Origin of the sequence: Demequina soli (assembly GCF_000971195.1) — a bacterium.
GTDB lineage: Bacteria > Actinomycetota > Actinomycetes > Actinomycetales > Demequinaceae > Demequina > Demequina soli.
Map to the genome: position 1 here is coordinate 292,266 of NZ_BBLZ01000001.1, position 26,462 is coordinate 318,727.

At 72.4% G+C, this 26,462-nt stretch carries 26 protein-coding genes and 4 tRNA genes; 16 read left to right on the forward strand and 14 right to left on the reverse strand.

Annotation, left to right across the window (positions count from 1 at the left end; genetic code table 11):
- Positions 1-24 precede the first annotated feature (24 nt).
- The 3 genes from AOM04_RS01395 (at position 25) to pntB (ending at position 3,186) form a co-directional block, all read left to right on the forward strand.
- A tRNA-Arg gene (locus tag AOM04_RS01395) sits at positions 25-97 on the forward strand.
- Positions 98-226: 129 nt separating this feature from the next.
- Positions 227-1,780, forward strand: a complete 1,554-nt coding sequence (locus tag AOM04_RS01400; protein WP_062461185.1) for a Re/Si-specific NAD(P)(+) transhydrogenase subunit alpha — start codon at positions 227-229, stop codon at positions 1,778-1,780.
- Positions 1,780-3,186, forward strand: coding sequence for a Re/Si-specific NAD(P)(+) transhydrogenase subunit beta (pntB, locus tag AOM04_RS01405; protein WP_062461188.1), 1,407 nt, complete (start codon positions 1,780-1,782; stop codon positions 3,184-3,186). Before AOM04_RS01400 ends, pntB begins: the two co-directional genes overlap by 1 nt.
- 19 nt (positions 3,187-3,205) lie before the next feature.
- Here pntB and AOM04_RS01410 read toward each other — a convergent pair whose 3' ends face one another.
- Entirely contained in the window at positions 3,206-3,898 is a 693-nt protein-coding gene (locus tag AOM04_RS01410) for a DUF4386 domain-containing protein (RefSeq protein WP_062461191.1), read from the reverse strand.
- A gap of 102 nt (positions 3,899-4,000) precedes the next feature.
- On the opposite strand from AOM04_RS01410, the gene AOM04_RS01415 reads away from it, so the two are divergent.
- From AOM04_RS01415 to AOM04_RS01425, 3 genes are all read left to right on the forward strand, one after another.
- Positions 4,001-4,708, forward strand: coding sequence for a TetR/AcrR family transcriptional regulator (locus tag AOM04_RS01415; protein WP_062461194.1), 708 nt, complete (start codon positions 4,001-4,003; stop codon positions 4,706-4,708).
- Positions 4,709-4,751: 43 nt separating this feature from the next.
- Complete coding sequence (locus tag AOM04_RS01420) at positions 4,752-5,351, forward strand: TetR/AcrR family transcriptional regulator (protein WP_062461197.1); 600 nt, start codon at positions 4,752-4,754, stop codon at positions 5,349-5,351.
- Between the two features lie 106 nt (positions 5,352-5,457).
- A complete protein-coding gene (locus AOM04_RS01425; protein ID WP_062461200.1) occupies positions 5,458-6,567 on the forward strand; it encodes an NADH:flavin oxidoreductase/NADH oxidase in 1,110 nt (369 codons plus the stop codon).
- A gap of 6 nt (positions 6,568-6,573) precedes the next feature.
- On the opposite strand, the gene AOM04_RS01430 is transcribed toward AOM04_RS01425, so the two are convergent.
- From AOM04_RS01430 to AOM04_RS01470, 9 genes are all read right to left on the reverse strand, one after another.
- On the reverse strand, positions 6,574-7,596 hold the full coding sequence (locus tag AOM04_RS01430; protein ID WP_062461203.1) for a LacI family DNA-binding transcriptional regulator: 1,023 nt from the start codon (positions 7,594-7,596) through the stop codon (positions 6,574-6,576).
- A gap of 3 nt (positions 7,597-7,599) precedes the next feature.
- Complete coding sequence (locus AOM04_RS01435; protein WP_062461206.1) at positions 7,600-9,117, reverse strand: sugar ABC transporter ATP-binding protein; 1,518 nt, start codon at positions 9,115-9,117, stop codon at positions 7,600-7,602.
- 55 nt (positions 9,118-9,172) lie between these two features.
- Positions 9,173-10,204: an ABC transporter permease subunit gene (locus tag AOM04_RS01440; protein ID WP_228373580.1), complete on the reverse strand. Its 1,032-nt coding sequence runs from the start codon at positions 10,202-10,204 to the stop codon at positions 9,173-9,175.
- A complete protein-coding gene (locus tag AOM04_RS01445; protein WP_062461209.1) occupies positions 10,204-11,253 on the reverse strand; it encodes an ABC transporter permease in 1,050 nt (349 codons plus the stop codon). The genes AOM04_RS01440 and AOM04_RS01445 overlap by 1 nt, the downstream gene beginning before the upstream one ends.
- Positions 11,250-12,785 (reverse strand): sugar ABC transporter ATP-binding protein, encoded by a 1,536-nt coding sequence (locus AOM04_RS01450; RefSeq protein ID WP_062461211.1) that lies wholly within the window; start codon positions 12,783-12,785, stop codon positions 11,250-11,252. The genes AOM04_RS01445 and AOM04_RS01450 overlap by 4 nt, the downstream gene beginning before the upstream one ends.
- 107 nt (positions 12,786-12,892) lie before the next feature.
- The gene (locus tag AOM04_RS01455; protein ID WP_062461214.1) at positions 12,893-13,891 is read right to left on the reverse strand and encodes an ABC transporter substrate-binding protein; all 999 of its coding nucleotides are present in this window, start codon (positions 13,889-13,891) and stop codon (positions 12,893-12,895) included.
- 274 nt (positions 13,892-14,165) lie between these two features.
- Positions 14,166-14,915, reverse strand: a complete 750-nt coding sequence (locus tag AOM04_RS01460; protein ID WP_062461217.1) for a hypothetical protein — start codon at positions 14,913-14,915, stop codon at positions 14,166-14,168.
- On the reverse strand, positions 14,912-15,796 hold the full coding sequence (locus AOM04_RS01465; protein WP_062461220.1) for an ABC transporter ATP-binding protein: 885 nt from the start codon (positions 15,794-15,796) through the stop codon (positions 14,912-14,914). The genes AOM04_RS01460 and AOM04_RS01465 overlap by 4 nt, the downstream gene beginning before the upstream one ends.
- On the reverse strand, positions 15,793-16,149 hold the full coding sequence (locus tag AOM04_RS01470; RefSeq protein WP_062461223.1) for a GntR family transcriptional regulator: 357 nt from the start codon (positions 16,147-16,149) through the stop codon (positions 15,793-15,795). The genes AOM04_RS01465 and AOM04_RS01470 overlap by 4 nt, the downstream gene beginning before the upstream one ends.
- Before the next feature lie 214 nt (positions 16,150-16,363).
- Between AOM04_RS01470 and orn the strand changes: the two genes are divergently transcribed.
- The 3 genes from orn to AOM04_RS01485 all read left to right on the forward strand — a co-directional run bounded on the left by orn (position 16,364) and on the right by AOM04_RS01485 (position 17,887).
- The gene (orn, locus tag AOM04_RS01475) at positions 16,364-16,981 is read left to right on the forward strand and encodes an oligoribonuclease (RefSeq protein ID WP_062461226.1); all 618 of its coding nucleotides are present in this window, start codon (positions 16,364-16,366) and stop codon (positions 16,979-16,981) included.
- A 43-nt stretch (positions 16,982-17,024) separates the two neighbouring features.
- Positions 17,025-17,100, forward strand: a tRNA-His gene (locus tag AOM04_RS01480).
- Between the two features lie 121 nt (positions 17,101-17,221).
- Complete coding sequence (locus AOM04_RS01485) at positions 17,222-17,887, forward strand: DUF4126 domain-containing protein (RefSeq protein ID WP_082104268.1); 666 nt, start codon at positions 17,222-17,224, stop codon at positions 17,885-17,887.
- Between the two features lie 38 nt (positions 17,888-17,925).
- On the opposite strand, the gene AOM04_RS01490 is transcribed toward AOM04_RS01485, so the two are convergent.
- Complete coding sequence (locus AOM04_RS01490) at positions 17,926-18,681, reverse strand: ABC transporter ATP-binding protein (RefSeq protein ID WP_082104269.1); 756 nt, start codon at positions 18,679-18,681, stop codon at positions 17,926-17,928.
- A 57-nt stretch (positions 18,682-18,738) separates the two neighbouring features.
- On the opposite strand from AOM04_RS01490, the gene AOM04_RS01495 reads away from it, so the two are divergent.
- From AOM04_RS01495 to AOM04_RS01505, 3 genes are all read left to right on the forward strand, one after another.
- Positions 18,739-19,443, forward strand: a complete 705-nt coding sequence (locus tag AOM04_RS01495) for an ABC transporter permease (RefSeq protein ID WP_228373581.1) — start codon at positions 18,739-18,741, stop codon at positions 19,441-19,443.
- The gene (locus AOM04_RS01500; RefSeq protein WP_082104343.1) at positions 19,440-20,171 is read left to right on the forward strand and encodes an ABC transporter permease; all 732 of its coding nucleotides are present in this window, start codon (positions 19,440-19,442) and stop codon (positions 20,169-20,171) included. Before AOM04_RS01495 ends, AOM04_RS01500 begins: the two co-directional genes overlap by 4 nt.
- A 132-nt stretch (positions 20,172-20,303) precedes the next feature.
- Positions 20,304-21,296, forward strand: a complete 993-nt coding sequence (locus AOM04_RS01505; RefSeq protein ID WP_062461235.1) for a glycine betaine ABC transporter substrate-binding protein — start codon at positions 20,304-20,306, stop codon at positions 21,294-21,296.
- A gap of 73 nt (positions 21,297-21,369) precedes the next feature.
- On the opposite strand, the gene AOM04_RS01510 is transcribed toward AOM04_RS01505, so the two are convergent.
- Together AOM04_RS01510 and AOM04_RS01515 are read right to left on the reverse strand one after the other, a co-directional pair.
- On the reverse strand, positions 21,370-22,419 hold the full coding sequence (locus AOM04_RS01510) for an NAD-dependent epimerase/dehydratase family protein (RefSeq protein ID WP_062461238.1): 1,050 nt from the start codon (positions 22,417-22,419) through the stop codon (positions 21,370-21,372).
- Positions 22,420-22,809: 390 nt separating this feature from the next.
- On the reverse strand, positions 22,810-23,265 hold the full coding sequence (locus tag AOM04_RS01515; protein WP_062461241.1) for an Lrp/AsnC family transcriptional regulator: 456 nt from the start codon (positions 23,263-23,265) through the stop codon (positions 22,810-22,812).
- Between the two features lie 154 nt (positions 23,266-23,419).
- Between AOM04_RS01515 and AOM04_RS01520 the strand changes: the two genes are divergently transcribed.
- Together AOM04_RS01520 and AOM04_RS01525 are read left to right on the forward strand one after the other, a co-directional pair.
- A complete protein-coding gene (locus AOM04_RS01520; RefSeq protein WP_062461244.1) occupies positions 23,420-24,850 on the forward strand; it encodes a DUF6421 family protein in 1,431 nt (476 codons plus the stop codon).
- 2 nt (positions 24,851-24,852) lie between these two features.
- On the forward strand, positions 24,853-25,524 hold the full coding sequence (locus tag AOM04_RS01525; RefSeq protein WP_062462294.1) for an SDR family NAD(P)-dependent oxidoreductase: 672 nt from the start codon (positions 24,853-24,855) through the stop codon (positions 25,522-25,524).
- A 75-nt stretch (positions 25,525-25,599) separates the two neighbouring features.
- On the opposite strand, the gene AOM04_RS01530 is transcribed toward AOM04_RS01525, so the two are convergent.
- A tRNA-Lys gene (locus AOM04_RS01530) sits at positions 25,600-25,672 on the reverse strand.
- Between the two features lie 130 nt (positions 25,673-25,802).
- On the opposite strand from AOM04_RS01530, the gene bcp reads away from it, so the two are divergent.
- Positions 25,803-26,273 (forward strand): thioredoxin-dependent thiol peroxidase, encoded by a 471-nt coding sequence (bcp, locus tag AOM04_RS01535; RefSeq protein ID WP_062461247.1) that lies wholly within the window; start codon positions 25,803-25,805, stop codon positions 26,271-26,273.
- Positions 26,274-26,306: 33 nt separating this feature from the next.
- Positions 26,307-26,391: transfer RNA gene (locus AOM04_RS01540), tRNA-Leu, on the forward strand.
- The last annotated feature ends 71 nt before the right edge of the window (positions 26,392-26,462 follow it).

The window sequence follows — 26,462 nt, forward strand, 5'->3', positions numbered from 1 at the left end:
GGTGCACGCGGCTTCACGCCGCCGGCCCCCGTAGCTCAGTGGATAGAGCAACGGACTTCTAATCCGCAGGTCGCTGGTTCGAATCCAGCCGGGGGCGCCGCCCGCATCGTCACCCGAACCGGGACCCTTGCCCGCACAGGTCCCAGGAATCCGCGCATCGTGCCCGCTAGCCTGCGAGTGAGGCAACCACGAGCCCTCCCCCGCGGGTGGGCGGACAGGACGGACGATGCGCATAGGAGTCCCCACCGAGACCCGCCCGGGCGAGCGGCTCGTCGCGGCGAGCCCCGCCTCGGTCGCCCAGCTGATCACGCTGGGCTACGAGGTGGCGGTCGAGCGCGGGGCCGGCGTCCACGCCGCGTTCCTCGACGCGCAGTACGAGGCCGCCGGTGCGACCCTCGTCGACGCCGCGACCGCGTGGGGCGCGGACGTCGTCACGTGCGTGAACGCCCCCTCGGCGGAGCAGATCGCGCACCTCACCCCCGACGCGGCCCTCGTGTCGCTGGTGGCGCCGCAGTCCAGCCCCGAGCTGCTCGAGAACCTCAAGGACCGCGGCGTGACGGCGCTCGCGCTCGACGCCGTCCCCCGCATCTCGCGCGCGCAGTCCATCGACGTGCTCAGCACGCTGTCGAACGTCGCCGGCTACCGCGCCGTCATCGAGGCCGCGGAGCAGTACGGCGGCATGTTCACGGGCCAGGTGACCGCGGCGGGCAAGACCGCCCCCGCGACGGTGTTCGTCATCGGCGCCGGCGTCGCGGGCCTCGCGGCCATCGGCGCCGCCTCGAGCCTCGGCGCGCAGGTGCGGGCCTTCGACGTCCGCCCCGAGGTCGCCGAGCAGATCGGCTCGATGGGCGGCCAGTTCGTGCACGCCCCCGAGGCGCAGCAGGCGGTGAGCGCCGACGGCTACGCCAAGCCCCTCACCCAGGAGCAGCAGGACGCCGCGATGCGCGTCTACGCCGCCGAGGCCGCCAAGGCGGACGTCATCGTCACGACCGCGCTCGTGCGCGGCACCGCCCCCACCACCATCACCGCCGAGGTGGTCGCGGGCATGCGCCCCGGCTCGGTCGTGGTCGACCTCGCGGCGTCGGGCGGCGGCAACTGCGAGCTCACGGTGCCGGGCGAGACGGTCGTGTCCGACAACGGCGTGACCGTGATCGGCTACACCGACCTCACGAGCCGCATGCCGCGCCACACGTCGACGCTGTTCGGCACGAACATCGTCCACCTCATGGAGCTGCTGACCCCGGGCAAGGACGGCACGCTCGTGCTCGACCTCGAGGACCCGGTGCAGCGCGGCATGACGGTCGCGCGCGCCGGCGAGATCATGTGGCCCCCGCCGCCGGTGGCCGTGTCGGCCGCGCCCGCGGCGCCCACCGGCCCCACCCCCGAGGAGCTCGCGGAGAAGGCCCGCCTCGCCCAGGAGCACGCCGTCGCGAAGGCCAAGCGCCGCAACCTGCTCTACGGCGGGGGCGCGATCGCCGCGCTGGTCCTGCTGTCGTTCGCCGACTCGGCGACCGTCCAGCACCTCACCGTGCTCTCGCTCGCGGTGATCGTCGGCTTCTACGTGATCTCCAACGTCAAGCACTCGCTGCACACGCCGCTCATGGCCCAGACGAACGCGATCTCCGGCATCATCCTGGTCGGCGCGCTCCTCCAGATCGGCTCCGCCGACGCCCTCGTGTCGACCCTCGCGTTCGTCGCCGCGGCCGTCGCCAGCATCAACATCTTCGGAGGCTTCCTCGTGACCTACAGGATGCTCGGCATGTTCCGGAAGGACGCGTGATGACCCTCACCTCGCTCGCCCAGGCGACCTACCTCATCGCGGCGGTCCTGTTCGTGCTGTCCCTCGCCGGCCTGGCGAAGGAGGAGACGGCCCGCCGCGGCAACATCCTCGGCATGGTCGGGATGGGCCTCGCGCTCGCCGCGACCGTCGTCCTGTCGCTCGACCAGTCCGAGCGCCCCGTGCTCGTGACCGCGCTGCTCATCGCGCTGGTGTTCGCGATCGGGGCGGCCGTCGGCACGTGGCGCGCCCGCACGGTCGAGATGACCCAGATGCCCGAGCTCATCGCGATGCTCCACAGCTTCGTCGGCGCGGCCGCCGTGCTCGTGGGCTTCAACTCGCACCTCACGGAGGAGGCGGATGCGGTCCACCAGATCGAGGTGTTCCTCGGCGTCCTCATCGGCGCCGTCACCCTCACCGGCTCGATCGTCGCCTACCTCAAGCTGTCCGCGCGCATGAAGTCCCGCCCGCTGACCCTGCCCGGTCGCAACCTGCTCAACCTCGGCGCGCTGGTCGCGAGCGCGGGCCTGCTGGCCTGGTACCTGGCGTCCGGCAGCATCGTCCCGCTGCTCATCATGACCGTCATCGCGCTCGCGCTGGGCTTCCACCTGGTCGCCGCGATCGGCGGCGGCGACATGCCCGTCGTCGTGTCGATGCTCAACTCGTACTCCGGCTGGGCCGCCGCCGCGGCCGGCCTCATGCTGAGCAACGACCTGCTCATCGTCACCGGCGCCCTCGTCGGCTCGTCCGGCGCGATCCTGTCGTACCTCATGTGCAAGGCGATGAACCGCTCCTTCATGAGCGTCATCCTCGGCGGCTTCGGCACCGAGGGCGGCACCGCATCGTCCACCGGCGAGCAGGGCGAGCACCGCGAGGTCCACCCGCCCGAGGTCGCCGACCTGCTCGCGACCGCGTCGTCCGTGGTCATCGTGCCCGGCTACGGCATGGCCGTCGCGAAGGCGCAGTACCCGGTCGCGGACCTGGTCGCGCACCTGCGCCACCACGGCGTCGAGGTGCGGTTCGGCGTCCACCCGGTCGCGGGCCGCCTGCCCGGCCACATGAACGTGCTGCTGGCCGAGGCGAAGGTGCCGTACGACATCGTGCTCGAGATGGACGAGATCAACGAGGACCTGCCCGAGACCGACGTGGTGCTCGTGATCGGCGCCAACGACGTGGTGAACCCCTCCGCGATGGAGGACCCGGGCTCGCCGCTCGCGGGCATGCCGGTGCTCGAGGTGTGGAAGGCGCGCCAGTGCATCGTCTTCAAGCGCTCGATGGCGACGGGCTACGCGGGCGTGCAGAACCCGCTGTTCTTCCGCGACAGCTCGGCGATGCTGTTCGGCGACGCCAAGAACCAGGTCGAGGCGATCCTCACCGAGCTGCGCTCGCGCGAGGGCGTCGGCGCCTGACCTTCGCCCCGCGGCCACGTCAGGCCGGCACGGCCTCGCGGGGGGACGATGCGCCGCTCGCCCGGGCGGGCAGCCGCAGCCCCCGCGCGAGCAGGGTCACGGCCAGCCCGAGCTCCCACGCGAAGATGGGCACGGCCGCGAGCGCGCGGGCCGTCGTGACCTCGCCCTGGACCCCCAGCAGCACCGTGAGGTTCGAGACCGTCACCAGCACCGCGCCGACGACGCCGAGCGCGGGGATCCAGCGCGGCACCGCCCGCAGCCGCCACAGCACCGCGGCCAGCACGACGGTATGGACGCCGACCACGAGACCGGGCCCCACGAGGAACGTCGCGGAGTACAGGCCGCGCAGCGCGAGGCCGGCGGGGCCGTCGGCGTCGCCCGCGGCGCGCAGCGCGACGAGCGCGATCACCGCGCACGCGCCGATGAGGATCACGCCCGCCTCCAGGGTGCGAAGCGCGACGTAGGCGAGCGCCCCGCCCGGCGCCGGACGCCGGAGCAGCGGGTGGAGGAGCAGCGCCGTGCCGACCACGGCGAGCGCGAGGACGACGTCGAGCAGCGCGCCGGCGAGCTGCGCCGTGCCCGGCCCGTCGCCGGCGAGCCACGCGTCGTCGTCGATCATCGGCCCGTACAGCAGCACGGCCGTCACCGAGGTGACGTGCGTGACGAGGTACAGCGCTCCCGCGAGCGCGGCGGTGCGGCGGTCGGTGGACATGGTCCCTCCCTCGTGTCGGCGCGGTGTACGGCGTACACCTTCGCCCTCTCGACACTAGGGTGTAGGGCGTACACCGTCAAGGGATCGCGACGAGGAGGAGCCATGGCGACACCGTCAGCCGCGCGACGCACGCCCCTCAGCCGCGAGCGCGTGCTGCGCGAGGCGGTCGCGTTCGCCGACGCGCACGGGCTCGAGGCGCTGAGCATGCGGGCGCTCGCCGACCGGCTCGGCGTGGTCCCGATGGCGCTGTACAAGCACGTGCGCGACAAGGACGCCCTGGTCGACGGCATGGTCGACGCGGTGCTCGCCGAGGTCCCCGCCCCGGCGGACCCGCCCGCCGGCCCGTGGAGGGCCGCCGCCCGCGCGCGGGTGCTCGACGCGCGCGCCGCGCTGCAGCGCCATCCGTGGGCCTGGCGGGCGCTCGAGACCCGCACCGCGCCGAGCCCGGCGATGCTCGACCACATGGAGGCGATGCTGCGGATCCTGCGCGACGGCGGCCTGTCGCCGCAGCTCGCGCACCACACCATGCACGCGCTCGGCAGCCGCGTCTGGGGCTTCACGCAGGAGGTGGCCTCGTCCGCGCCCGCCCCCACCGACCCCGCGCAGATCGCGGCGGCGATGGAGGCGATGGCGGCGCGCTGGCCGGCCGTCCTCGAGTCGGCGATGAGCGCGGGCCACGACGCGGCCACGACGGTGGGAGCCGCGTGCGACGACGACTTCGAGTTCGCCTTCGCGCTCGACCTCCTCCTCGACGGTGCCGAGTCGCTTCACGCACGCGGCTGGACCCCGTGGCAGGGGCCCGCGGCGTGAGAGCGCTCTCCCACCCGGGGACCTGCACGGATAGGCTGAGCGCGTGACCACCGACCCGCGGTTCGCCCGCAGCGCCGACGCGCTCGCCGAGGCGGTCCTCGCGCTCGCGTCCGAGCGCCCGATCGAGCGCATCGCCGTGACCGAGATCGCGCGCGCCGCCGGCGTCACGCGCGCCACGTTCTACAACCACGCGACCTCGCCCGCCGCGCTCCTCACCGGGGTCCTGCTGCGTGACCTCGACGCCATCCGCGGCACCTTCCTCGCGGATACCGCGCGCGAGCCCCACGACGTCGAGCAGGTGTGGCGCGAGAGCGAACGGACCCTGCTCGAGCACGTGCTGCACCACGAGGCGGTGTACCGCCACGGGCTCTCGTCGGCCGCGGTCGACCACGGCTCCGTGCTCGCCGAGCTGCTCGCGGGCCACATCGAGGCGAGCCTGCTGACCTTCGCCCAGGCCCAGGGCGCGTCGCTCGAGGGCGCCGAGGGCATGCGCCTCGCGATGGCGGCCGCGTTCGTCGGCCAGGGCACGATGGGCGCGATGCGCGTCTGGCTCGCGTCCGAGGGGCCGCACGATCCGCAGGCGGGCGTCGACGCGATCCTGGCCCTCATCCCGCCGCTGTGGTTCTCCCTCGCGCGGGCCTGAGCCGGCGCATCGTGCCGCGTCACGGAATCGCACGGGACCAAGGTGCGTTCTCGCACCCGGCGGGCCGCGCCATGATGGCCCCGTCCCCCTCCATCGAAGGAACCTCATGACGTCAGCCCTGTTCACCCCCCTGACCCTCCGCACCGTGGAGGCGCGCAACCGGCTGTGGGTGAGCCCCCTGTGCCAGTACTCGTGCGAGGCGCAGGACGGCGTGCCGACCGACTGGCACCTGGTCCACCTCGGCTCGTTCGCGCGCGGCGGCGCGGGGCTCGTCATGTCCGAGGCCACCGCGGTGCTGCCCGAGGGCCGCATCTCCCCGTGGTGCCCCGGCATCTGGAACGACGAGCAGCGCGACGCGTGGGCGCGCATCGTCTCCTTCATCCACGGCCAGGGCGCCGTCGCCGCGATCCAGCTCGCGCACGCGGGCCGCAAGGGCTCGACGCACCGCGAGTGGAGCGGCCGCGGCACCGTGCCCGCCGAGGAGGGCGGCTGGCCCACCGTCGCCCCGTCGGCGATCGCGTTCGGCGACTACGCCGAGCCCACCGCGCTCGACGAGGAGGGCATCGCCGCGATCGTCGACGGGTTCGGCGAGGCCGCGCGCCGCGCGCTCGAGGCGGGCTTCGACGTGCTCGAGGTCCACGCCGCGCACGGCTACCTGCTCCACCAGTTCCTGTCCCCCCTGGCGAACACCCGCACCGACCGTTGGGGCGGCGCGCTCGTGGGCCGCGCCCGCCTGCTGCTGCACGTGGTGCGCCGCGTGCGCGAGGTCGCCGGGCCGGACGTGCCCCTGTTCGTGCGCGTGTCCGCGACCGACTGGGTCGAGCCCGCGGGCTGGACCCTCGACGACACGGTGACCGTCGCGCAGTGGCTCCGCGAGGCGGGCGCCGACCTGGTCGACACCTCGACGGGCGGGCTCATCCCCGACGCGACCATCCCGACCGGCCCCGGCTACCAGGTGCCGCACGCGACCGCGATCCGCGAGCGCTCCGGCATCGCCGCGACCGCCGTCGGCATGATCGTGGACGCGCGGCAGGCGGAGGCCCTCGTGGCGTCCGGCAAGGCCGACGCGGTCTTCGTGGGCCGCGAGTTCATGCGCGACCCCCACCTGCCGCTGCGCGCCGCGCACGAGCTGGGCGAGGACATCGGCTACTGGCCCCCGCAGTACACGCGCGCGTCCTGGCGCTCGCGCCCCGCGGTCGCGCACGAGGAGGACTGACCCGCCCTACGCCCCCGGCGCGGCGGCGCGCGTGGAGTCGCGCACCACGAGCCGCGTCGGGAGCGGCGTGTCGGAGGTCTCCCCGCCGTGCTCCTCGAGCGCGACGAGCACCTTCTGCATGATCAGCCGCCCGTGCGCCTCGAAGTCCTGGCGGACCGTCGTGAGCGCGGGCAGCAGGTAGCCCGCCTCGGGGATGTCGTCGAAGCCCACCACGCTCACGTCGTCCGGCACGCGCAGCCCGCGCGCACGGAGCGCCGAGAGCACGCCGATGGCCATCTGGTCGTTGCCCACGAAGATCGCGTCCCCCGAGGCGACGTCGATCTCGAGGCCGATGCGGTGGCCGCCGGCCGCGCTCCAGTCGCCGTGCATGGGCTCGACCACCTCGAGCCGGCGCGCGGCGAGCTCCTCGCGCCACCCGCGCACGCGCTCCGCGGCGTCCGGGGCGTGCGCCGGGCCGGCGATGTGCAGGATGCGCGCATGCCCGAGCTCCGCGAGGTGAGCGACCGCGGCGCGGGCGCCGCGGTACTGGTCGATGGAGACGATGCGCGGGTCGCGGCGGGCGGTCGACGCGGCGGCCACGACGGGGATGGCGAGGTCGAGCCCGCGCACCACCTCGAGCGCGGCGGCGTCGGCGACGATCACGACGATCGCGTCGACGCGCTGGCGCAGGAGCGCCTCGACGGCGGCGCGCACCACCGCGGGATCGCCGTCGACGGTGCTCACCGCGTCGACGCTGTAGCGCGCCGTGCGGGCGGCGATGTTGAAGTGCATCGCGATGGACGCCGGTCCGTAGTCGACCACGCCGGGCGTGATGAGGCCGATGGTGCGGGTGCGGCGGGTGACGAGCGCGCGTGCCGCGGGCGACGGGCTGTAGTGGAGCTGCGCGATCGCCTTGTCGACGCGCTCCTTGGTGGCCGGGCGCACGTTCGGCATGCCGTTGATGACGCGCGACACCGTCTGGTGCGACACCCCGGCCAGGCGCGCGACATCGAAGATGTTCGCCGCGCGGGCGCCCTGATCCTCCGCCACGGGCTACCCCTCGTCCTCGCCGGGCTGCGCGACGAGCGCGAGCAGCGAGTCCGCCGTGAGGTCCGCCGCCGCGACGGTGTCCGTGATGCGCCCGTCGCGCACGACCGCGACGCGATCGCCGACCCGCAGCACCTCCTCGAGCTCCGCGGAGATGAACACCACCGACATGCCGTTCTCCGCGAGCTCGGCGACCAGGTTCTGGATCTCCACCTTCGCGCCGACGTCGATGCCGCGCGTCGGCTCGTCGAGCACGAGCACGCGGGGCGACAGCGCGAGCAGGCGCGCGAGCAGCACCTTCTGCTGGTTGCCGCCCGAGAGGGTGCCGGCGGGGCGGTCGAGGTCGGGCGGGCGGATGTCGAGCGCCTCGACCCAGCTCGCGGCGAGGTCGCGGCGCCGTGCGGCGGGGATCTGCCGCAGCATGCCCTGCTCCGACTGGAGCGCGAGCGTGATGTTGTCGAGCACGCTGAGCTCGGCGACGATGCCGTCGCGGCGCCGGTCCTCGGACGAGTAGACGACGCCGAGCGACATCGCACGTCGCGGCGAGTCGAGGTGCACGTCGGCGTCCTCGATGCGGATCACCCCCGACTCGAGGCGCGTCACGCCGGTCAGCGCCCGCGCGAGCGAGGTCCGGCCCGAGCCGAGCAGCCCGGCGACCCCGAGCACCTCGCCCTCGCCCAGGTCGAGGTCGGCGTCCTGGATGCCGCGCGCCGAGGACACGCCCCGGGCGCGCAGGACGGCCTCCCCCGCCGGCGCATCGTCCACCGCGCGGCCTCGCGCGCGGACCTCGGCGACGCCGCGACCGAGCATCTTCTGGACGAGGTCGATGCGGAGCAGCTCGTGCGTGAGGTACTCCCCCACGAGCGCGCCGTCGCGCAGCACGGTGACGCGGTCGCAGATCTCGTACACCTGGTCGAGGAAGTGCGACACGAAGAGGATCGCGACGCCGCGGGACTTGAGCTCGCGGATGATCCGGAACAGCTCGGCGACCTCGTCGAGGTCGAGGCTCGACGTCGGCTCGTCGAGCACGAGCACCCGCAGGTCGGCGGAGATGGCGCGCGCGATCGCGACGAGCTGCTGCACCGCCACCGAATGGCCGCCGAGCAGCGACGCGGGATCCACCTCGAGGCCCAGGTCGGCGAGGAGCGCGGCCGCGCGCGCGTTCATGAGGCGCGTGCTGATGACGCCGCCGCGGCGCGGCTCGCGACCCAGGCAGATGTTCTCCGCGACCGTCATGTTGGGCAGGAGCTCGACCTCCTGGTAGACGGTCGAGATCCCCGCGCGCTGCGCGGCGTGGGGGTCCGCGAACTCCACGCGGTCGCCCGCGAGGGTGAGCGTGCCCTCGTCGAGCCGCAGCGCGCCCGTGATCGCCTTGATGAGCGTGGACTTGCCCGCGCCGTTCTCGCCCATGAGCGAGTGGACCTCGCCGGGGAAGAGCCGGAAGTCGACGCGGGACAGCGCCGCATCGGCACCGAAGCGCACCGTCGCGCCGGTGAGCTCCAGCAACGGCCGCACCTCGTCCACGGCCCCATTATGTGGGCGCGGACGAGGTGCGACGGTCGACGCGGCTGGCAGACCGCTAACGACGGCCCTCCGAGCGGGCCACGATCGCACGCTGCACCACGATGAAGAGCAGCAGCAGCGCGCCCACGATGATCTGCATCCAGGACTGCTCGGCGCCCATGTAGTTGATGATCGTCTTGATGGTGCCGTAGACGAACACGCCGATCATCGAGCCGACCACGTAGCCGCGCCCGCCCGTGAGCAGCGTGCCGCCGATGACGACGGCGGAGATCGCGTCGAGCTCGGTGCCGATGCCGTTGCGGGGGTAGCCCGCGCCCGAGTAGGCGGTGAGGATGAGGCCGGCGAGGCCCGCGCACGAGCCCGAGATCACGTATGCGGCGATCTTGGTGCGCCCCACCTTGAGTCCCATGAGGCGCGCCGACTGCTCGTTGCCGCCGATCGCGTAGATGGTGCGGCCGAACCGCGTGAGGTGGAGCACGAACGCCGCGATCGCGACCGTCGCGAGCGCGATGATGCCGGTGGGCGTGAGGTACCAGTCGCCCAGCTTGATGCGGGTCGACTGCAGCCACAGCACCGCATCGTTCTCCACCTTGATCGACGACAGGCTCACGATGTACGCCAGGCCGCGGCCGAGGAACAGGCCCGCGAGCGACGCGATGAACGGCTGCACCCCGAAGTACTGCACGAGGATGCCGATCATCAGGCCGATCGCGGCGCCGCCGAGCAGCATCACGGGCACCGCGACGAGCGCGGGCACCCCGGCGCCGAGCATCTTGGCGCCCAGGATGCCGGTGAACGCCATCACCGAGCCGACCGACAGGTCGATGCCGCCCGTGAGGATCACGAACGTCATGCCGACCGCGAGCACCAGCAGGTACGCGTTGTCGAGCAGGAGCGCGGAGATGTTGCGCGGCGTGATGAAGTCGCCCCGCAGGAAGGCCTCCGCGCCGATGAACAGCAGCACGAGGATGAGCGCCGCCGCGAAGGTCGGCATCATGCCGCCGTGGCGGCTGAGGAACGTCTGCACCGCGGAGGGCTTCCGCTCGGCGGTGCCCCGGGGCGCGCGCGCCATGGTCGTCGCGGCCATCACGCCACCTCCACCTTGTCTCGGTCCTGTGCGCTCTCGCGTCGCGCGCGCAGCCGTCCGCTCATCGCCGCGAGCCCGTCGCGCAGCCGCGCGGACTGCACGATCACCACGACCACCACCACGACCGCGAAGAACACGGGGCTCTGCGCGGACTTCACGCCGAGGAAGAGGATGGTCGAGTCGAGGGTCTGGATGATGAGCACGCCGATCACCGTGCCGGCGATCGAGAACTTGCCGCCGTTGAGCGACGTGCCGCCGAGCACCACCGCGAGGATCGCGTAGAGCTCGATGAACACGCCCGCCGCGTTCGCGTCCGCCGCCTTGATGTTCGAGGCGTAGATGAGGCCCGCGACGCCCGCGAGCGTGCCGCTCATGATGTACGCGCCCCAGATGATGCCGCGCGAGCGCACGCCGGCGAGGCGGCTGGCCTCCGGGTTGATGCCGACGGCCTCGGTGAGCACGCCCAGCGCGGTGCGGCGCTCGACGATGCTCAGCACCACGATCGCGACGACGCCGATGAGGAACGCGAACGGCAGCCCGATCACGTAGCCCGACGCGATGAAGGAGAACGGGTCGGAGTTGACCGTGGTGATGAACCCGCCCGTGATCAGCAGCGCGACGCCGCGGCCCGCGAGCATGAGGACCAGCGTCGCGATGATCGGCTGGATGCCGACCACCGACACGAGGAAGCCGTTCCACACGCCCAGCACGAGCGACACGAGGATCGCCACGACGATCGCGATCGTCACGGTGCCCATGTTGCTCGGGTCCGAGGCGCCGTCGATGATCGTCAGCGCGACCGCGCCGGACACGGCCATGATCGCGCCCACCGACAGGTCGATGCCCCGGGTCGCGATGACGATGGTCATGCCGAGCGCCACCAGCATGAGCGGCGCGGACTCGCGCAGGATGCTGATGAGCGGGCCGTACAGCTCGCCGTCGCGCACGGTGATCTTGAGGAACTGGGGCCGCGCGATGAAGTTGATGACGATGAGCGTCAGCAGCGACACGAGCGGCCAGAACAGCCGGTGCTTGTAGATGGCGGTCATGCCGCGCTCCCTTCGCCCTCGTTGGCGATGTAGGCGATGAGCCCGTCGAGGTCCGTCTCGGCCGAGTCGAGCTCGCCGATCTTCCGGCGGTCGCGGAGCACCACGACCCGCTGCGCCAATCGAAGCACCTCCTCCAGCTCGGAGGAGATGAAGATGACGGCGAGCCCCTGAGCCGACAGCTCCGCGACCTTCTTCTGGATGTCCGCCTTGGCGCCGACGTCGATGCCGCGCGTGGGCTCATCGAGCACGAGCAGCTCGGGCGCGGTGGCGAGCCACCGGGCGAGCAGCACCTTCTGCTGGTTGCCGCCCGAGAGGTTGCCCACGAGCGCGTTCGGGTTGGCCGGGCGCACCCCGAGCGCCTCGATGTACTCCTGGACGACCGCGTCCTGGTCCTTCTTCGGGATCTTGCGCAGCCAGCCCTGGCGCGCCTGCATCCCCAGCACGATGTTCTCCGCGACCGTGAGGTCCGCGACCACGCCCTCCTCGCGCCTGTTCTCCGACGACAGCGCGATGCGGTGCTCGATCGCGTGGCGCGGCTGGTGGAGGCGCGCGGGACGGCCGTGCACCTCGACGGCGCCGTCGTCCGGCCTGTCGGCGCCGTAGAGCAGGCGAACGAGCTCGGTGCGGCCGGAGCCCAGCAGGCCGGCGAGGCCGACCACCTCGCCCTCGTAGACCTCGAGGTCGGCGGGCTCGAGCACGCCTCGCCGGCCCAGCCCGGTCGCCTTCACCACGGGGGTGCCGGTGCGGTCGATCTCGCGGTGCGAGGACGATGCGATGGTCGCGAGGTCCTCGAGCTCGCGGCCGATCATCTTGGTCACGAGCGCGTCGCGCGGCAGCTCCGCGATCGGATGCTCGCCCACGAGCGTGCCGTTGCGCAGCACCGTGATGCGGTCGGAGATCTCGTAGACCTGCTCGAGGAAGTGGGACACGAAGAGGATCGCGACGCCCTTGTCCCGGAGGTCGCGAATCACGCCGAAGAGCTGCTCGACCTCGCCGCGGTCGAGGCTCGAGGTGGGCTCGTCGAGGATGAGCACCTTCGCGTCGAGCACCATGGCCCGGCTGATCGCGACCAGCTGCTGGATCGCGATGGAGCAGCTGGCGAGCATCGACCGGGTGTCGAGCGCGAGCCCCAGGCTGTCGAGGTGGCGGGCGGCGGCGGCGTGCGTCGCCTTCCAGTCGATCCCGGCGCCGCGCCGCACCTCATGGCCCAGCATGACGTTCTCGCCGACGCTGAGGTTGGTGCAGAGGTTGACCTCCTGGTACACCGTCGAGATGCCGGCGGCCTGGGCGTCGGCGGCGCTCGAGAAGGTGCGCCGCTCCCCCGCGACCACGATCTCCCCCGCGTCGATCGCGTAGACGCCGGTGAGGGCCTTGATGAGGGTGGACTTCCCGGCGCCGTTCTCGCCCATGAGCGAGTGCACCTCGCCGGGCCGCAGCGTGAAGTCGACGCCGTCCAGCGCCAGCACTCCCGGGAAGCGGATGGTGATCCCGCGCATCTCGACGAGGGGTTGGACTTCGGTGTCCGCAGGCATGAGGGGCAGCTTTCTGTTCCGTGCCGCGGGGCCCCGGCGGGGAGCCGGCCGTAGCCGACCCCCCGCCGGGAGCGCCCGCGCCTACAAGGGTCCTGGTCCGCGAGGGATCAGTACTTGCGGTCCGGCAGGGCCGCCTCGGCGGCGGCCTGGTCGAAGGCCTCGTCGACCGCGAAGGTCTGCTTCTCGACCGTGTCGCCGGCGATGACCGACTTCACGAGCGACGCGGCCTGCTCGCCCAGCAGCGGGTTGCACTCGACGATGTAGTTGATCTTGCCGTCGACGAGCGCCTGCATGCCGTCGTGGACGCCGTCGATCGAGACGATCTGGATGTCCTTGCCCGGGGTGGCGCCGGCCGCCTCGATCGCCTCGATGGCGCCGAGCGCCATGTCGTCGTTGTGCGCGAAGACGAGGTCGATGCCGTCGACGCCGTACTTCTGGAGGAAGCCCTCCATGACCGACTTGCCGCCGTCACGCGTGAAGTCGCCCGTCAGCGAGTCGATCTTCTCGATCTTCGTGCCCGCGATGGCCTCGTCGAAGCCCGCCGCGCGGTCGTTGGCGGGCGCCGAGCCGGTGGTGCCCTCGAGCACGACCATCTTGGTGGCCGTGTCGCCGAACGTCGTGGCGGCCCACTCCCCGGCCGTGGTGCCCTCGGCCTTGAAGTCGTCGCCGACCCACGCCGCGTAGAGGTCGTCGGCGGCGGACACGGTGCGGTCCTCGAGGATCACCGGGATGCCGGCGTCCTTGGCCTCACCGAGCACGTCGTCCCACCCGTCCTCGACGATCGGCGCGATGACGATCGCGTCGACGCCCTGGTTGATGAAGCCGCGGACGGCCTGGATCTGCGCCGCGGTGTCGTTGTCCGCCGCGTTGAAGATCAGGTCGAAGCCGTTCTCCGCGGAGAACGCCGCCTTCATCGAGTCCGTGTTCGCCGAGCGCCAGCCCGACTCGGAGCCGGTCTGGGCGAAGCCGACGGTGATGACGTCGCCGCCGCCTCCGGCCGCCCCAGCCGAGCCGCTGGCTCCCGGGTCCGCATCGGACGAGCACGCCGACAGCGCGACCGCCGCGGCCCCCGCGATGGCGATGGTGGAAAGAAAACGCTTCTTCATTCTCAGAACCTCCCTGTTCTGGCCCGGCGTCCTTGCCGGTAGTCGAGCGCGTTGCCCCCGACGCCCCGAGGGACGCCGTGACTCGAATATTAGCGCTCACAATGTGAACCCTCACAAGAGGCGAACAGTCACGGTTGCATAACGGCGCGACGGGGGCACGACGGCAGGGAGTGCCTGCGCGGCGGTGAGGAATGTGAGTGCTCACCCGGTACGGCGTCCGGCGCGCGAGGAGGGGCGGCGGGCCGAGGCCCGCCGCCCCGCGGGGCGAGCGACGCTAGTCGCGCACGGTCGCGCGGCTCAGCAGCGCGTACCCCGCCCCCACCGCGAGCGCGGTCACGGGCAGCGTCCACGCCACCAGGACGGCGACCGAGGTGTCGACGAAGAAGCTCCCGACGGGTCCCCACGCATCGGCCCAGGTGAGGAGGAAGGCGCCGCCGACCGCGAGCACGCCGATCGTGAGGAGCATCGTCACGAGGCCGGTCGCACGCCACCGCACGAACACGGCACCCGCGGCGATGCCGATCGCGAGTGTCAGCATCATCAGCCCGAAGAAGAACCACGCGACCTGCCACAGCGGGACGTCGAACAGGAAGGCCGGCGCGAAGAACGCGCCGTGCACACCCCAGCCGTCCGTGGCCCGCTCGGCGGCGGCGAGCACCGCGATCCCGAGCGCGTAGCCCGCGGAGGCGCCCAGGAAGTACAGGCACGTGCCGGCGAAGTAGTCGCGGCGGGTCTGCGACAGGCCCATCGCGAAGCGGAAGGTCTGGTTCATCGCCTGCGCGGATACGGTGACCATGTAGCCGAGGATCCAGGTGACGCCGCCCGCGTAGCGGAACGCGTCCGCGTCGAGCTCGCCGACGCCGCCCGCGGCCCACGCGACGATGCGCCAGATCGAGTACGTGAGCCCGAAGACCGCGACGAGGATCACCCAGGGCAGGCCCAGCGTGGTCCAGGGGTTGGCCGCGTGCACGCGCGCGCCGTTGAGGACGCGGCGGGACACCGGCGGATAGGCGATGGCGGTCATGACCCCTCCTCCTCGCGGCGGCCGCCCGTGCGGGCCACCACCAGCTCCTGCAGCGACACGGGCGCGAGCTCGAGGCCCGCGGCGAGCGCGGCGGCGCGCCCCGCATCGTCCACCCCCGCGACCGTCGCGGAGGCGATGCCGCCGATGCGCTCGCGCCGCAGCACGTCGCGTCCGGAGGCGAAGGCGTCGACGTCGTCGGAGCGGCCCACCACCGTGACGGCGGTGCCGCGCAGCGCGTCGGCGGACTCGTCGATGAGGATGCGGCCCGCGTCGATCACGACGACGCGATCGAGCAGGTGCGACGCCTCGTCGATCAGATGCGTGGACATCATCACCGTGCGCGGGTGGGCGGCGAGGTCCTCGACCAGCAGGTCGTAGAACAGCCGGCGCGCCACGGCGTCGAGGCCCGCGTAGGGCTCGTCGAACAGCGTGAGCTCGGCGCGCGAGGCGAGCCCGACGATCACGCCGATCGCCGAGCGCTGGCCGCGCGACAGCTTCTTCATGCGGCGGTCGAGCGGTACCGCGAGCTCCCGCGCCAGGCGCGCGGCGTATGCGGCGTCCCAGCCCGGGAACGACCACGCGGCGGCGCGGAGGACGTGGCGGCCCTTGACCGGGTCCGGGTAGGTCTGCGACTCCTTGACGAAGCACGTGCGCCCGAGCACCCGCGGGTTCTCGAGCGGCGCCTCGCCGAACACGCGGGCCTCGCCGTGGGTCGCGAACTCCTGCCCCGTGAGGAGCTGGAGCAGCGTGGTCTTGCCGGCCCCGTTGCGGCCCAGGAGGCCGCACACGGAGCCCTCCTCGACTGCGAACGTCACGTCGTCGACGGCACGCACGTCGCCGTAGCGGCGGCCGAGCCCGACGGTCTCGATGATGGCGGTCATCCCTCCGCCTCCTTCCTGATCATCTCCACGAGGCGCTCGGGGTCGAGCCCGAGCGTCGCGGCCTGCCGCACGAGCGGCCTCACGTAGGCGTCGCGGAACGCCTCGCGGCGGCTCGCGAGCAGCTGCTCCCGAGCCCCGTCCGACACGAACATGCCGATGCCCCTGCGCTTGTGGAGCACCCCTGCGTCCACCAGTCGGGTGACGCCCTTGAGCGCCGTCGCCGGGTTGATGCGGTGGAAGGCGGCGAGCTCGTTGATGGAGGGCACCTGGGACCCCTCCGGCATGGAGCCGTCGAGGATGCGCTCCTCGAGCTGCTGCGCGATCTGCTGGAAGATCGGCCGGCCGTCGTCCACGGCACCTCCCGGTTCCTTGGTTAGTTACTTCACCAACTAACCAATCATGCAAGCGAACGAAAGTCAACCCCACGACTTCCAATGGCAGATGTGACGGATGTGACTGCGCCCGGACCGCGCCCGGACCGCGTCGGGCCCGGCGCTCCCCGTGCGTTCACACCAGCCCCACGGTTCACATCTGTCATTGCCAATCGTCCTCGATAGGGTGAGGGGCATGACCGACACCCCCCTCGTATGGATCGACTGCGAGATGACGGGCCTCGACGTGGGCGCGGACGCCCTGGTCGAGGTCGCGTGCCTCGTGACCGACTCCGACCTCAACGTCCTGGGCGACGGCGTCTCCGTGGTGATCAAGCCCTCCGACGAGGCGCTCGCCGGCATGGGCGACTTCGTGAGGACGATGCACGAGACCTCCGGCCTGCTGCCCGAGCTCGAGCACGGCACCACCATGGAGGACGCGCAGGAGCAGGTCCTCGCCTACATCAGGAAGCACGTGCCCGTGGCGGGCAAGTCCCCCCTCGCCGGCAACACCGTCGGCATGGACCGCATGTTCCTCGAGCGCGACATGCCCGACGTCGTCGGCCACCTGCACTACCGGGTCGTCGATGTCAGCTCGATCAAGGAGCTCGTGCGCCGCTGGTACCCGCGCGTGTTCTTCCAGGCGCCCGCGAAGACGGGCGGCCACCGCGCGCTCGGCGACATCCGCGACTCGATCACGGAGCTGCGCTACTACCGCGAGACGGTCCTCGTGCCGCTGCCCGGCCCGGACTCCGACCAGGCCAGGTCCGCGGCTCAGCGAGTGACGCCGGACGCGTCACCGGCGGCCTCGTAGACCGGGTACACTGGTCTCCGGCCTTCCTCGCGAGGGCCGGATGGTGGCTATAGCTCAGCTGGTAGAGCACCGCGTTGTGGTCGCGGGGGCCGCGGGTTCAAGTCCCGTTAGCCACCCCATCCCGAAGGCCCCGGCATCCCAGATGCCGGGGTCTTCGCCGTTCCCGGCCGTTCCCGCGCCGATGCGCGCGGACTATCCTTGCGTGGACGTCGCCGGGCCTCCGGTGTCGAAGGAGGTCTCATGCTCGCTGCGCTCACGGGAGCAGGCCTGTCCGCCGCGGCAGGCCTCAACGCGTTCATCCCGCTCGTCATGGTCGGGCTGTTCGCGCGCTTCACCGACTTCATCGTGCTGCCCGAGCAGCTCGACTGGCTCCAGTCGTGGCCGACGATCATCATCGGCCTCATCCTGCTCGCCACCGAGCTCGTGCTCGACAAGATCCCCGGCGTCGACCACATCAACGACCTCCTCCAGTCGCTCATCCGCCCGCTCGTGGGCGGAGTGCTGTTCGCGGCCACCGCCGCGTCGCAGGTGGTCGACCAGAGCAACTTCTGGCAGGACCACGCCCTCATCGCGGGCATGGTCGGCGCCGTCATCGCCGCCGGCGTCCACACCGCGAAGTCCGCCTCGCGGCCGTCGGTCAACGCGGCCACCGCCGGCACGGGCGCGCCCGTCGCGTCGTTCGCCGAGGACGCCACCGCCGTCGCGCTGGGCCTCATCGCGATCTTCGTGCCCGTGCTCGTCATCGTGGTGCTCGTCATCATGGCGGCCGTGTTCTACCGGATCGTCACCACCGGCCGCCGCCGCCGCCGGCGCCGCGCGCTGCTCGAGGCCGAGGAGCGCGCCGAGCGCGAGGAACGCGCCGCCGCGGGCATCAAGACACCGTGGTGGCGGGGACGCTGGCGCTGACCGCCCCCGCGCATCGTCCCCGGGGACGATGCGCGACCTCAGGCGGCGGGCGCCTCGCCGAAGTCCGCGAGGAAGTCCGCGACGAACGCGTTGGCCGGTGACCCGGTGACCTCCTCGGGCGTGCCGAGCTGTTCCAGCACGCCGCCGCGGGACAGCACCGCGATGCGGTCCGCGAGGAGCACCGCCTCGCGCATGTCGTGCGTGACCATCACCACGGTGGTGCCGAGCTCGCGCTGGAGCGCCTGGAACTCGCGCTGGAGCCGCCTGCGCCCCTGCGGGTCCACCGCGCCGAAGGGCTCGTCCATGAGCATCACCGGCGGTCGCACCGCGAGCGCGCGGGCGACGCCGACGCGCTGACGCTCGCCTCCCGAGAGCTCGTGCGGATAGCGCGGGCCGTAGGTGCCCGCGTCGAGGCCGACGAGGTCGAGCAGCTCGCGCACTCGCTCGGCCGTGCGCGCCTTGTCCCATCCCAGCAGGCCCGGCACGGTCGCCACGTTCTGCGCGACCGTGCGGTGCGGGAAGAGCCCGACGTGCTGGATGACGTAGCCGATGCCGCGCCGCAGCGCGACGGGGTCGCGGCCCATCACGTCCTCGCCCGCGACGAGGATCCGGCCCGCGCTCGGCTCGACGAGGCGGTTGATCATGCGCAGCGTGGTGGACTTGCCGCAGCCGGACGGCCCGACGAGCGCGAGCACCTCCCCCGCGCGCGCCTCGAGGTCGAGCGAGCCCACCGCGACGGTGCCGTCGGGGTAGACCTTGCGCAACGACTCGAGCACGATCCCGCTGGTGTCCATCGCCCCACCGTAGCGCGGACACCCGGCGGGTCCAGGGGCGACGTGTACGGTCGTGGGGTGGACAACCCATGGCTGTCGCTCGACTACCTCCGCCGCAACGGCGCCGAGGTGTGGGACCAGCTCGTCATCCACGCCACGCTCACGCTCGAGGCCGTGCTCATCGCGGTGGTGATCGCGCTCCCGCTCGCGGCGCTCGTGCACCGCTCGCCGCGGCTGTCCGGCACGATCATGGGCCTCACGGGCGTGCTCTACACGATCCCCTCGTTCGCGCTGTTCGCACTGCTCGCGCCGTTCACCGGGATCGGCCGCACCACCGTGCTCGTCGGCCTCGTCGCGTACGCGCTGCTGGTCCTCGTGCGCAACACGGTGGTCGGGCTCGCCGGCGTCGACCCCGACGTCGTGGACGCGGCGCGCGGGCTCGGGTACACGCGCACCCGGATGCTCGTCGCCGTCGAGCTTCCCAACGCCCTCCCCAGCATCATCGCGGGGCTGCGGATCGCCACGGTGTCGACGGTCGCGCTCGTCACGGTGGGGGTGGTGGTCGGCTACGGAGGCCTCGGGCAGCTGATGTTCCGCGGCATGCAGTCCAACTACCGCGCCCAGATCACGACGAGCGCGCTGCTGTGCCTCGCGCTCGCGCTCGTGCTCGACCTCGCGATCGTCGCCCTGGGGCGGCGGCTCACGCCGTGGACACGCGAGCGACGCGCGCGACGCGGCGGCCGGGCGGCACGGCCCGCGGGCGCCGCGGGGGCGGCCGCATGAGCACCGTCGGCGACGCCTGGACCTACCTCACCACGCCGGAGAGCTGGGTGGGCGCGAACGGCATGTTCGCGCGCGGCTTCGACGGCTCGCTGCGGTTCCAGCAGGACTCGATCCTCGCGCTGGCCATCGAGCACGTCTACATGTCGTTCGCGGCGGTCGCCATCGCCGCGGCGGTCGCGCTGCCGCTCGGCCTCTGGCTCGGGCACGTCCGCCGCGGCGGCGGCGTCACGACCGTGCTGTCCAACCTCTCGCGCGCCCTCCCGACGCTCGCGCTGCTCACCCTGTTCGCCGCCTCGGCGATCGGGTTCGGCGACCGCGCCGTCATCATCGCCGCCGCGATCTTCGCGTTCCCGCCGATCCTCACCAACACGTTCACCGGCATGGCCGGCGTCGACGCGGACGTGCGGGAGGCGGCGTTCGGGCAGGGCATGACGCGGCTCCAGGTCGCGCTGCGCGTCGAGCTGCCCCTTGCGGTGCCGCTCATCGCCGCCGGCCTGCGCACGTCCACGACCCAGACGGTGGCCACCGTGCCGCTCGCGGCGCTCGTCGCGGGCGGCGGCCTGGGCGTCATCATCAACACCGGCCTCGCCACGCAGCGGTACGGCCAGGTGCTCGCGGGCGGCATCCTGGTCGCCGCGCTGTGCCTCGCGGTCGACTGGGTCCTGGCCCGCGTGCAGCGGTCCGTCACCCCCGCCCCGCTGCGCCGCGCCGCCGTCGTCGCGGCCTGACCCCCCGCATCGTCCGCCCGTCCGCCCAAGCGCGGACGCCGAATGGTGAATACCCTGGAAACCGGGCCGCCCGGGAACAACGCGGCGCCCGCCGAGGTTGCGGCCCTTGACCGTCCCGACCCGAGGAGCGACATGCGAACCACCCCTGGACTCATCACGGCCGTCGCGGCGGGCGTGCTGCTGCTGGCCGGCTGCTCATCCGGCACCCCGTCGGCGGACGGCTCGTCGGCGTCCGCCTCGTCGTCCGGAGGGACGATGGCGCAGGCGTGCCAGCCCGTGCCCGGCGACACGCTCACCGTCCTCACCGACGACAAGCACCTGCAGAACTCCGACAACCTCATCCCCGCGGTCAACACCGACGCGGCGACGCCCGAGCTGCTGGGCGCGCTCAACGCGGTGTCGGCGGTGCTCACCACGGACGACCTGATCCAGCTCAACAAGGCCGTCGACATCGAGCACAAGACCTCGGAGGAGGTCGCGTCGCAGTACGTCTCCGACAGGTCCATCACCGCACCCGGCTCGGGCAGCGGCAAGGTGGTCGTGGGCGCGGCGAACTTCTCCGAGAACATCACCGTCGCGAACATCTACGCGGACGTCCTCAAGGCCGCCGGCTACGACACCGAGGTGCGCACCATCGGCAGCCGCGAGACCTACCTGCCCGCGCTGGAGAAGGGCGAGATCCAAGTGGTCCCGGAGTACGCGGCCACCGTCACCGAGTTCCTCAACCTCGCCCAGAACGGCGCCGACGCGGCGCCCGTCGCGTCGGGCGACATCGACGCGACCGTGGCCGCGCTCGAGCCGCTCGCGAAGGCCGCGGGCCTGACGTTCGGCGACCCCGCCGCGGCGCAGGACCAGAACGCGTTCGCGGTCACCCAGGCGTTCGCCGACCAGTACGGCGTCACCTCGCTCACGGAGCTCGCGCAGACGTGCGACTCCATCTCGCTCGGCGGCCCGCCCGAGTGCCCGGACCGCACGTTCTGCCAGATCGGCCTCGAGAAGGAGTACGGCCTCAAGGTCGCGCAGTTCGACTCGCTCGACGCCGGCGGCCCGCTGACCAAGAACGCGATCCTGCAGGGCCAGGTGATGGTCGGCCTGGTGTTCAGCTCGGACGGCTCGCTCGGCTGAGCCCCCTGTCACACGACGATGGCCCGGTCCTCGCGGACCGGGCCATCGTCGTGTGGACGGCGTGCGGGGCGGCTCAGGCGGCCGCGCGCAGGACGGGTGCCGGCACCGCGTAATACGCGGCGGCCTGGATGCGGGTGGCCTCCGCGGGTGTGATGCCCGCGTCGACGGCGCGGACGTACTCGACGATGCGCTCGGCGGAGCGGCGCAGGTCGAAGGCGTGGTGCCAGTCGAGCAGCGCGGCGGCCTTGGAGCCGTCGAGCCACAGGAGCTTGTCCTCCGGGAACGCGCACGCGTCGCACTCGGGGCTGATGAGCGCCTCGTCGCCCCAGGCGCGGGCGAGCTCGAACACCATCTCCCCCGCCGTGTGACCCGACGTGGGCGGCGCGAAGTTGAGCGCGTCGACCACCTCGCCCTGCGACGTCATGAGGCGCTCGCCCAGGCGGACGAACCCGTCGACCACGTCGAGGACGTGCTGGAAGGGCCGCACCGCGAGCGGGTCGCGCACGGCGAACACGTGGTCGGCCTGGAAGGCGCGGATGCAGTTCGGCACGAGCCGGTCCGCATCGTCGCCGCCGCCGATGACGTTGCCCAGGCGGACCGAGCCCATGCGGTGCGGGGCACCGTCGATGCGCGGCAGCTCCGCGTACTCGGCGAAGAGCATCTCGGCGATGGTCTTCGAGGCCGGGTACGGGCTGTGCCCGCCGAGCGGGCTCGACTCGGTGAGCATGCCGCCGCCGGCCTTCATCGGCACGTAGCACTTGTCCGACGTCACGTGCACGATCGCCGGGGTGAGCCCCAGGCGCGCGGCCTCGAGGACGTTGAGCGAGCCCCGCAGGTTGACGTCGAACGTCAGGTGGGGCTCGTCGAAGCCGGTGCAGAGCAGCGCCTGCGCGGCGAGGTGGAAGACGATGTCGGGCTTGGCCGCCGCGATCGCCCCCAGGAGCGCGTCCTTGTCGCGGACGTCGCCCTCGATCTGGTCGGTACACACCTCGGACAGCCACACGGCGCGCTCAGCGGCCGACGGGTCGTCGTGGGTGGAGTATCCGATCACGTCGGCGCCGAGGTGCTTGAGCACCGTCGACAGCCACGCGCCGATGAAGCCGCTGTGTCCCGTGATGAACACGGTCCTCCCAGCGTAGGTAGAGCTGCCCCCAGCGTGCTCAGCCACGTCCATCACGTTCCCCCATAGTTGTGATCCCCCCTGGACGGCCAGTCCCCCGCGCGCCACGCTCAGCCAACGTGACCCCGGGACCCTCGCCGCGCGGACTCCGCCGGATTCCGTCGGTACCGAAGTTCCGATCAGTCCGTTTTGTCCACGTTCATACTTCTAACGCAGTTATGGGCGATTCGGCAATGGCAATCGCGGCGATTCGCGCCTCGCGCAGGATTCGTGTGCGGGCGCCGGGCGCGCGTCAGGCGCCGCCGAGCGGAAGGCCTCGCGGCGCCCTTCCCACGATCCTCGCACCGGTCGCGGCGGGGCGCACGGCGAGCACCGGCCAGGCCTCGCGCGAGGTCAGCCCCGCTCGGCGGGGACCAGCGGGCGGTTCTCGTAGAAGGTCTGCAGCACGACGGTGGTGCGCGTGTTCACGCGGACCGCGCGTCGGATGTCACGGATGAGCGCCTCGAGGTCGAGCGGCGAGCCGACGCGGACGAAGAGCATGTAGCTCGCGTCGCCGGCGATCGAGTGGCACGCCTCCACCGCGTCGAGGTGCTCGAGGAGCTCGGGGACGTCGTCGGCCCGTTCGGGGTCGAGCGGCGTGATCTCGATGAACGCCGACAGGGGCCGACCCGCGGCCTCGGGATCGACGAGCGCGCGGTAGCCGGTGATGACGCCGCCGGCCTCGAGGCGGCGCAGGCGCGCCTGCACCGCGGACGTCGAGAGCCCGACGTGCGCGGCGAGCTGCGCGAGCGTGGCGCGACCGTCCCTCGACACCTCCGCGACGAGGCGCGCGTCGACCGGATCCTGCATGACACGGACGGTACCGCATCGGCCGCTCGATGGGCCGATTCGACACCGCCGCGCACCGGCAGATTCCTTGACCCTCGTATCGTCCGATGAAATGCTTCCAGCAATGCGCATCATGCGCAGGAAAAGTTCCATCTCGACGTCGAGGGAGGTCCCCATGTCCCCGTCCACTGCAGCAGCGCAGGCGATCATCGGCGAGCCCGAGGTCGTCGAGGACGTGCGCACCGTCGAGACGAGCGGCACCTGGGCCCGGCTCAAGGAGGCGGCGACCGCGTTGCAGCCGCTGCAGGCCAGGGACGGCTCCATCCCCGACGCCGCGCGGCACGGCGCGGCCCGCGGCCACGTGGAGACGATGATCGACGCGATCCGCGCGCTCGCGCCGCTGTTCCCCCACGACGCCGCCTACCTGGCGGCGCTGCCGCGCGACCTGAGCCGCTGGGCCGACGGCGGCTTCGGGGTGCCCGACTTCCTCGACTCGCTGGTCGAGTTCCAGCCGCAGCAGCACCGCGTCGACGGCATCCGTCACCTCGTGGTGTTCCCGATGTACACGCAGAACGGCTCGCCGGACCGGCACATGGAGGCCCTCATCGTCGAGGCCATCTGGCCCGACTTCGTGGCGGCGCTCGAGGCCGGCGACTACGGCAACCGGCTGTTCGTCTCGCTGCGGCTCGTCGACTTCACGCCCGGCTACGACTCGAACTCGGCCGTGCTGTTCCCCGAGACCATCGCGATGCGCGAGGTCCCGCCGTTCACGTGGGGCGCGATCTTCCAGGACCGCGAGGCCGCCCGGTACCGGCGCGTCGTGGCGGCCGCCGCCGCCATCACCCGGCTGGACCTGCCCGACGAGGCCGCCGCGATGCTCGAGGACCAAGCGCTCGCCGAGCGGACCTTCGTCATGTGGGACCTCATCCACGACCGCACCCACATGCGGGGCGACCTGCCCTTCGATCCGTTCATGATCAAGCAGCGCATGCCGTACTTCCTCTACACGCTCGAGGAGCTGCGCTGCGACCTCACCGCGTTCCGCGAGGCCGTCGCGATCCAGCGCGCGCTCGACGCGCGCGTGGCCGCCGGCGAGGAGCTGGCCCCGTTCGAGGCCGACACCCGACGGCACGCACGGCTGGTCCAGCACGCGATCCTCTTCGACCGGATCTTCCGCTTCCCGATCACCGGGACGCGGGTGCGCAACTACGACGGTCTGGGCGGGCAGCTGCTGTTCGCGTGGCTGCACCGTGCTCGGGTGATCGAGTGGCGCGACGTCGAGCTCAGCATCGCCTGGGACCGCGTCGCGGACGCGGTCATCGACCTGAGCGACGCGATCAACACCCTGTACTGGGAGTCGATCGACCGGCCCAAGACCGCGCACTGGCTGCGCGCGTACGCGCTCGTGTCGGGGATCGTCACGCCGAACCCCGCATCGGTGTGGGCCGAGGGCCTCCCGCGCGAGGTGCTCGCGGGGCCGCCGAAGGGGTATACCGATCTGGTGATGGACGACGAGTTCCCGCTGTCGATGTTCTACGAGGCCCTCGACCGCAAGATGCGCGGCGTGATCGAGTCGACCGCCGGCATCCGGGCGGGCGCCGCGTGACGATGCGCGGGGCGGCCGGGCGCACGGTGCTGGTCGCGGGCGCGACGAGCGCGGTCGGGCTCGCGGCGACGCGCGCGCTCGTCGCGGCAGGCGCGCGGGTCGTGGCGACGGGCCGGAACGAGGCCCGGCTCGCCCCGCTCGCCGAGCTCGGCGCTCGCACCGAGGCGCTCGACCTCGCCGACGAGGCGGCAGTGCTGAGGCTCGCGGGGCGGCTCCATGCCGACGGGATCGCGCTGGACGGCGTGCTCCACCTCGTGGGCGGCTGGCGCGGCGGCGGCGGGCTGGCGGGCCAGACCGAAGAGGACTACCGCGTGCTCGAGGCGTCGTTCACGGCGCTGCGCCACGTCTCGCGGGCCTTCGACGACGACCTGGTGCGCTCCCCCGCGGGCCGCCTCGCGATCGTCTCGTCGACGGTCGTCGCGCGGCCCTCGGCGGGCGGGGCGAGCTACGCCGCGGTCAAGGCGGCGAGCGAGGCGTGGGTGCGCGCGGTCGCGCAGGGCTACGCCAGGCACGCGCGGGACGCGGGCGAGCCGGTGCGCGCCGCCGCGGTGGTCTTCCGCGTCGCGAGCCTCGCCGGTCTCGAGGAGGCGGTGGCCGATGCGTTCGTCGAGCTGTGGGACGAGGATGCGGCGATCAACGGCTCGACCCTCGAGCTCCCGGATCCCGTGGACTGAACGGCTCTCACGGCACCCAGTCGAGCCCGGAAAGCACGAAGGCCCGGTCCAGATGGACCGGGCCTTCGCCTTCCGTACGCCCCCAGGGACTCGAACCCTGAACCCGCTGATTAAGAGTCAGCTGCTCTGCCAGTTGAGCTAGAGGCGCATCGCTCCGCTACCGCGGCGCGAGAAAAAACTATACCCGACTCTCGGCGCAAAGTGAAATCGGCACCCGGGGGCCCGGGCGCCCCGGCGGACCAGGGTCTCATGTCGGCCCCTCCGGATACGGTGGACCCATGACCGACACCCGTCTGAGCGTGGGCGACACCGCCCCCGAGTTCACCGCCCCGACCGACTCCGGCACCTTCTCGCTCGCGGACCTCCGCGGCCGCAAGGTGATCCTGTACTTCTACCCCGCCGCGATGACGCCGGGCTGCACCACGCAGGCGTGCGACTTCCGCGACTCCCTGTCCGCGCTGCACGCGTCCGGCTACGAGGTCGTGGGCATCTCCAAGGACGCCCCCGCGAAGCTCGCGCAGTTCCGCGAGCAGGAGGGCCTCACCTTCACGCTCGTGTCGGACGAGGACCTCGCGATCCAGAACGCGTACGGCGCGTGGGGCACCAAGATGAACTACGGCAAGGAGATCGAAGGCTCGATCCGCTCGACCGTGGTGGTCGACGAGGACGGCAGGATCGCCCTCGCGCAGTACAACGTCAAGGCCACCGGCCACGTGGCGCGCCTGCGCCGCGAGCTCCAGGTCGACTGACCACCCCCGCGCGCGCCCTATCCTGGTCACCGCGCGCGAGTGGCGGAATTGGCAGACGCGCTGGATTTAGGTTCCAGTGTCTTCGGGCGTGGGGGTTCAAGTCCCCCCTCGCGCACCACATGGCTCGGTCCCGGCATCGCCGGGGCCGAGCCTCGCGCGTTTCCAGGCACGATGCCGCCAGACTGGGCG

What these genes read in the sequence shown, in the direction of transcription:
- AOM04_RS01520 (WP_062461244.1), top strand. Translation starts at nt 23,420, where the DNA reads ATGTCCCCGTCCACTGCAGCAGCGCAGGCGATCATCGGCGAGCCCGAG.
- AOM04_RS01400 (WP_062461185.1), top strand. Translation starts at nt 227, where the DNA reads ATGCGCATAGGAGTCCCCACCGAGACCCGCCCGGGCGAGCGGCTCGTC.
- AOM04_RS01465 (WP_062461220.1), bottom strand. Translation starts at nt 15,796, where the DNA reads ATGACCGCCATCATCGAGACCGTCGGGCTCGGCCGCCGCTACGGCGAC.
- AOM04_RS01410 (WP_062461191.1), bottom strand. Translation starts at nt 3,898, where the DNA reads ATGTCCACCGACCGCCGCACCGCCGCGCTCGCGGGAGCGCTGTACCTC.
- AOM04_RS01490 (WP_082104269.1), bottom strand. Translation starts at nt 18,681, where the DNA reads ATGGACACCAGCGGGATCGTGCTCGAGTCGTTGCGCAAGGTCTACCCC.
- orn (WP_062461226.1), top strand. Translation starts at nt 16,364, where the DNA reads ATGACCGACACCCCCCTCGTATGGATCGACTGCGAGATGACGGGCCTC.
- AOM04_RS01415 (WP_062461194.1), top strand. Translation starts at nt 4,001, where the DNA reads ATGGCGACACCGTCAGCCGCGCGACGCACGCCCCTCAGCCGCGAGCGC.
- AOM04_RS01500 (WP_082104343.1), top strand. Translation starts at nt 19,440, where the DNA reads ATGAGCACCGTCGGCGACGCCTGGACCTACCTCACCACGCCGGAGAGC.
- bcp (WP_062461247.1), top strand. Translation starts at nt 25,803, where the DNA reads ATGACCGACACCCGTCTGAGCGTGGGCGACACCGCCCCCGAGTTCACC.
- AOM04_RS01505 (WP_062461235.1), top strand. Translation starts at nt 20,304, where the DNA reads ATGCGAACCACCCCTGGACTCATCACGGCCGTCGCGGCGGGCGTGCTG.
- pntB (WP_062461188.1), top strand. Translation starts at nt 1,780, where the DNA reads ATGACCCTCACCTCGCTCGCCCAGGCGACCTACCTCATCGCGGCGGTC.
- AOM04_RS01515 (WP_062461241.1), bottom strand. Translation starts at nt 23,265, where the DNA reads ATGCAGGATCCGGTCGACGCGCGCCTCGTCGCGGAGGTGTCGAGGGAC.
- AOM04_RS01450 (WP_062461211.1), bottom strand. Translation starts at nt 12,785, where the DNA reads ATGCCTGCGGACACCGAAGTCCAACCCCTCGTCGAGATGCGCGGGATC.
- AOM04_RS01445 (WP_062461209.1), bottom strand. Translation starts at nt 11,253, where the DNA reads ATGACCGCCATCTACAAGCACCGGCTGTTCTGGCCGCTCGTGTCGCTG.
- AOM04_RS01455 (WP_062461214.1), bottom strand. Translation starts at nt 13,891, where the DNA reads ATGAAGAAGCGTTTTCTTTCCACCATCGCCATCGCGGGGGCCGCGGCG.
- AOM04_RS01460 (WP_062461217.1), bottom strand. Translation starts at nt 14,915, where the DNA reads ATGACCGCCATCGCCTATCCGCCGGTGTCCCGCCGCGTCCTCAACGGC.
- AOM04_RS01440 (WP_228373580.1), bottom strand. Translation starts at nt 10,204, where the DNA reads ATGGCCGCGACGACCATGGCGCGCGCGCCCCGGGGCACCGCCGAGCGG.
- AOM04_RS01525 (WP_062462294.1), top strand. Translation starts at nt 24,853, where the DNA reads ATGCGCGGGGCGGCCGGGCGCACGGTGCTGGTCGCGGGCGCGACGAGC.
- AOM04_RS01485 (WP_082104268.1), top strand. Translation starts at nt 17,222, where the DNA reads ATGCTCGCTGCGCTCACGGGAGCAGGCCTGTCCGCCGCGGCAGGCCTC.
- AOM04_RS01425 (WP_062461200.1), top strand. Translation starts at nt 5,458, where the DNA reads ATGACGTCAGCCCTGTTCACCCCCCTGACCCTCCGCACCGTGGAGGCG.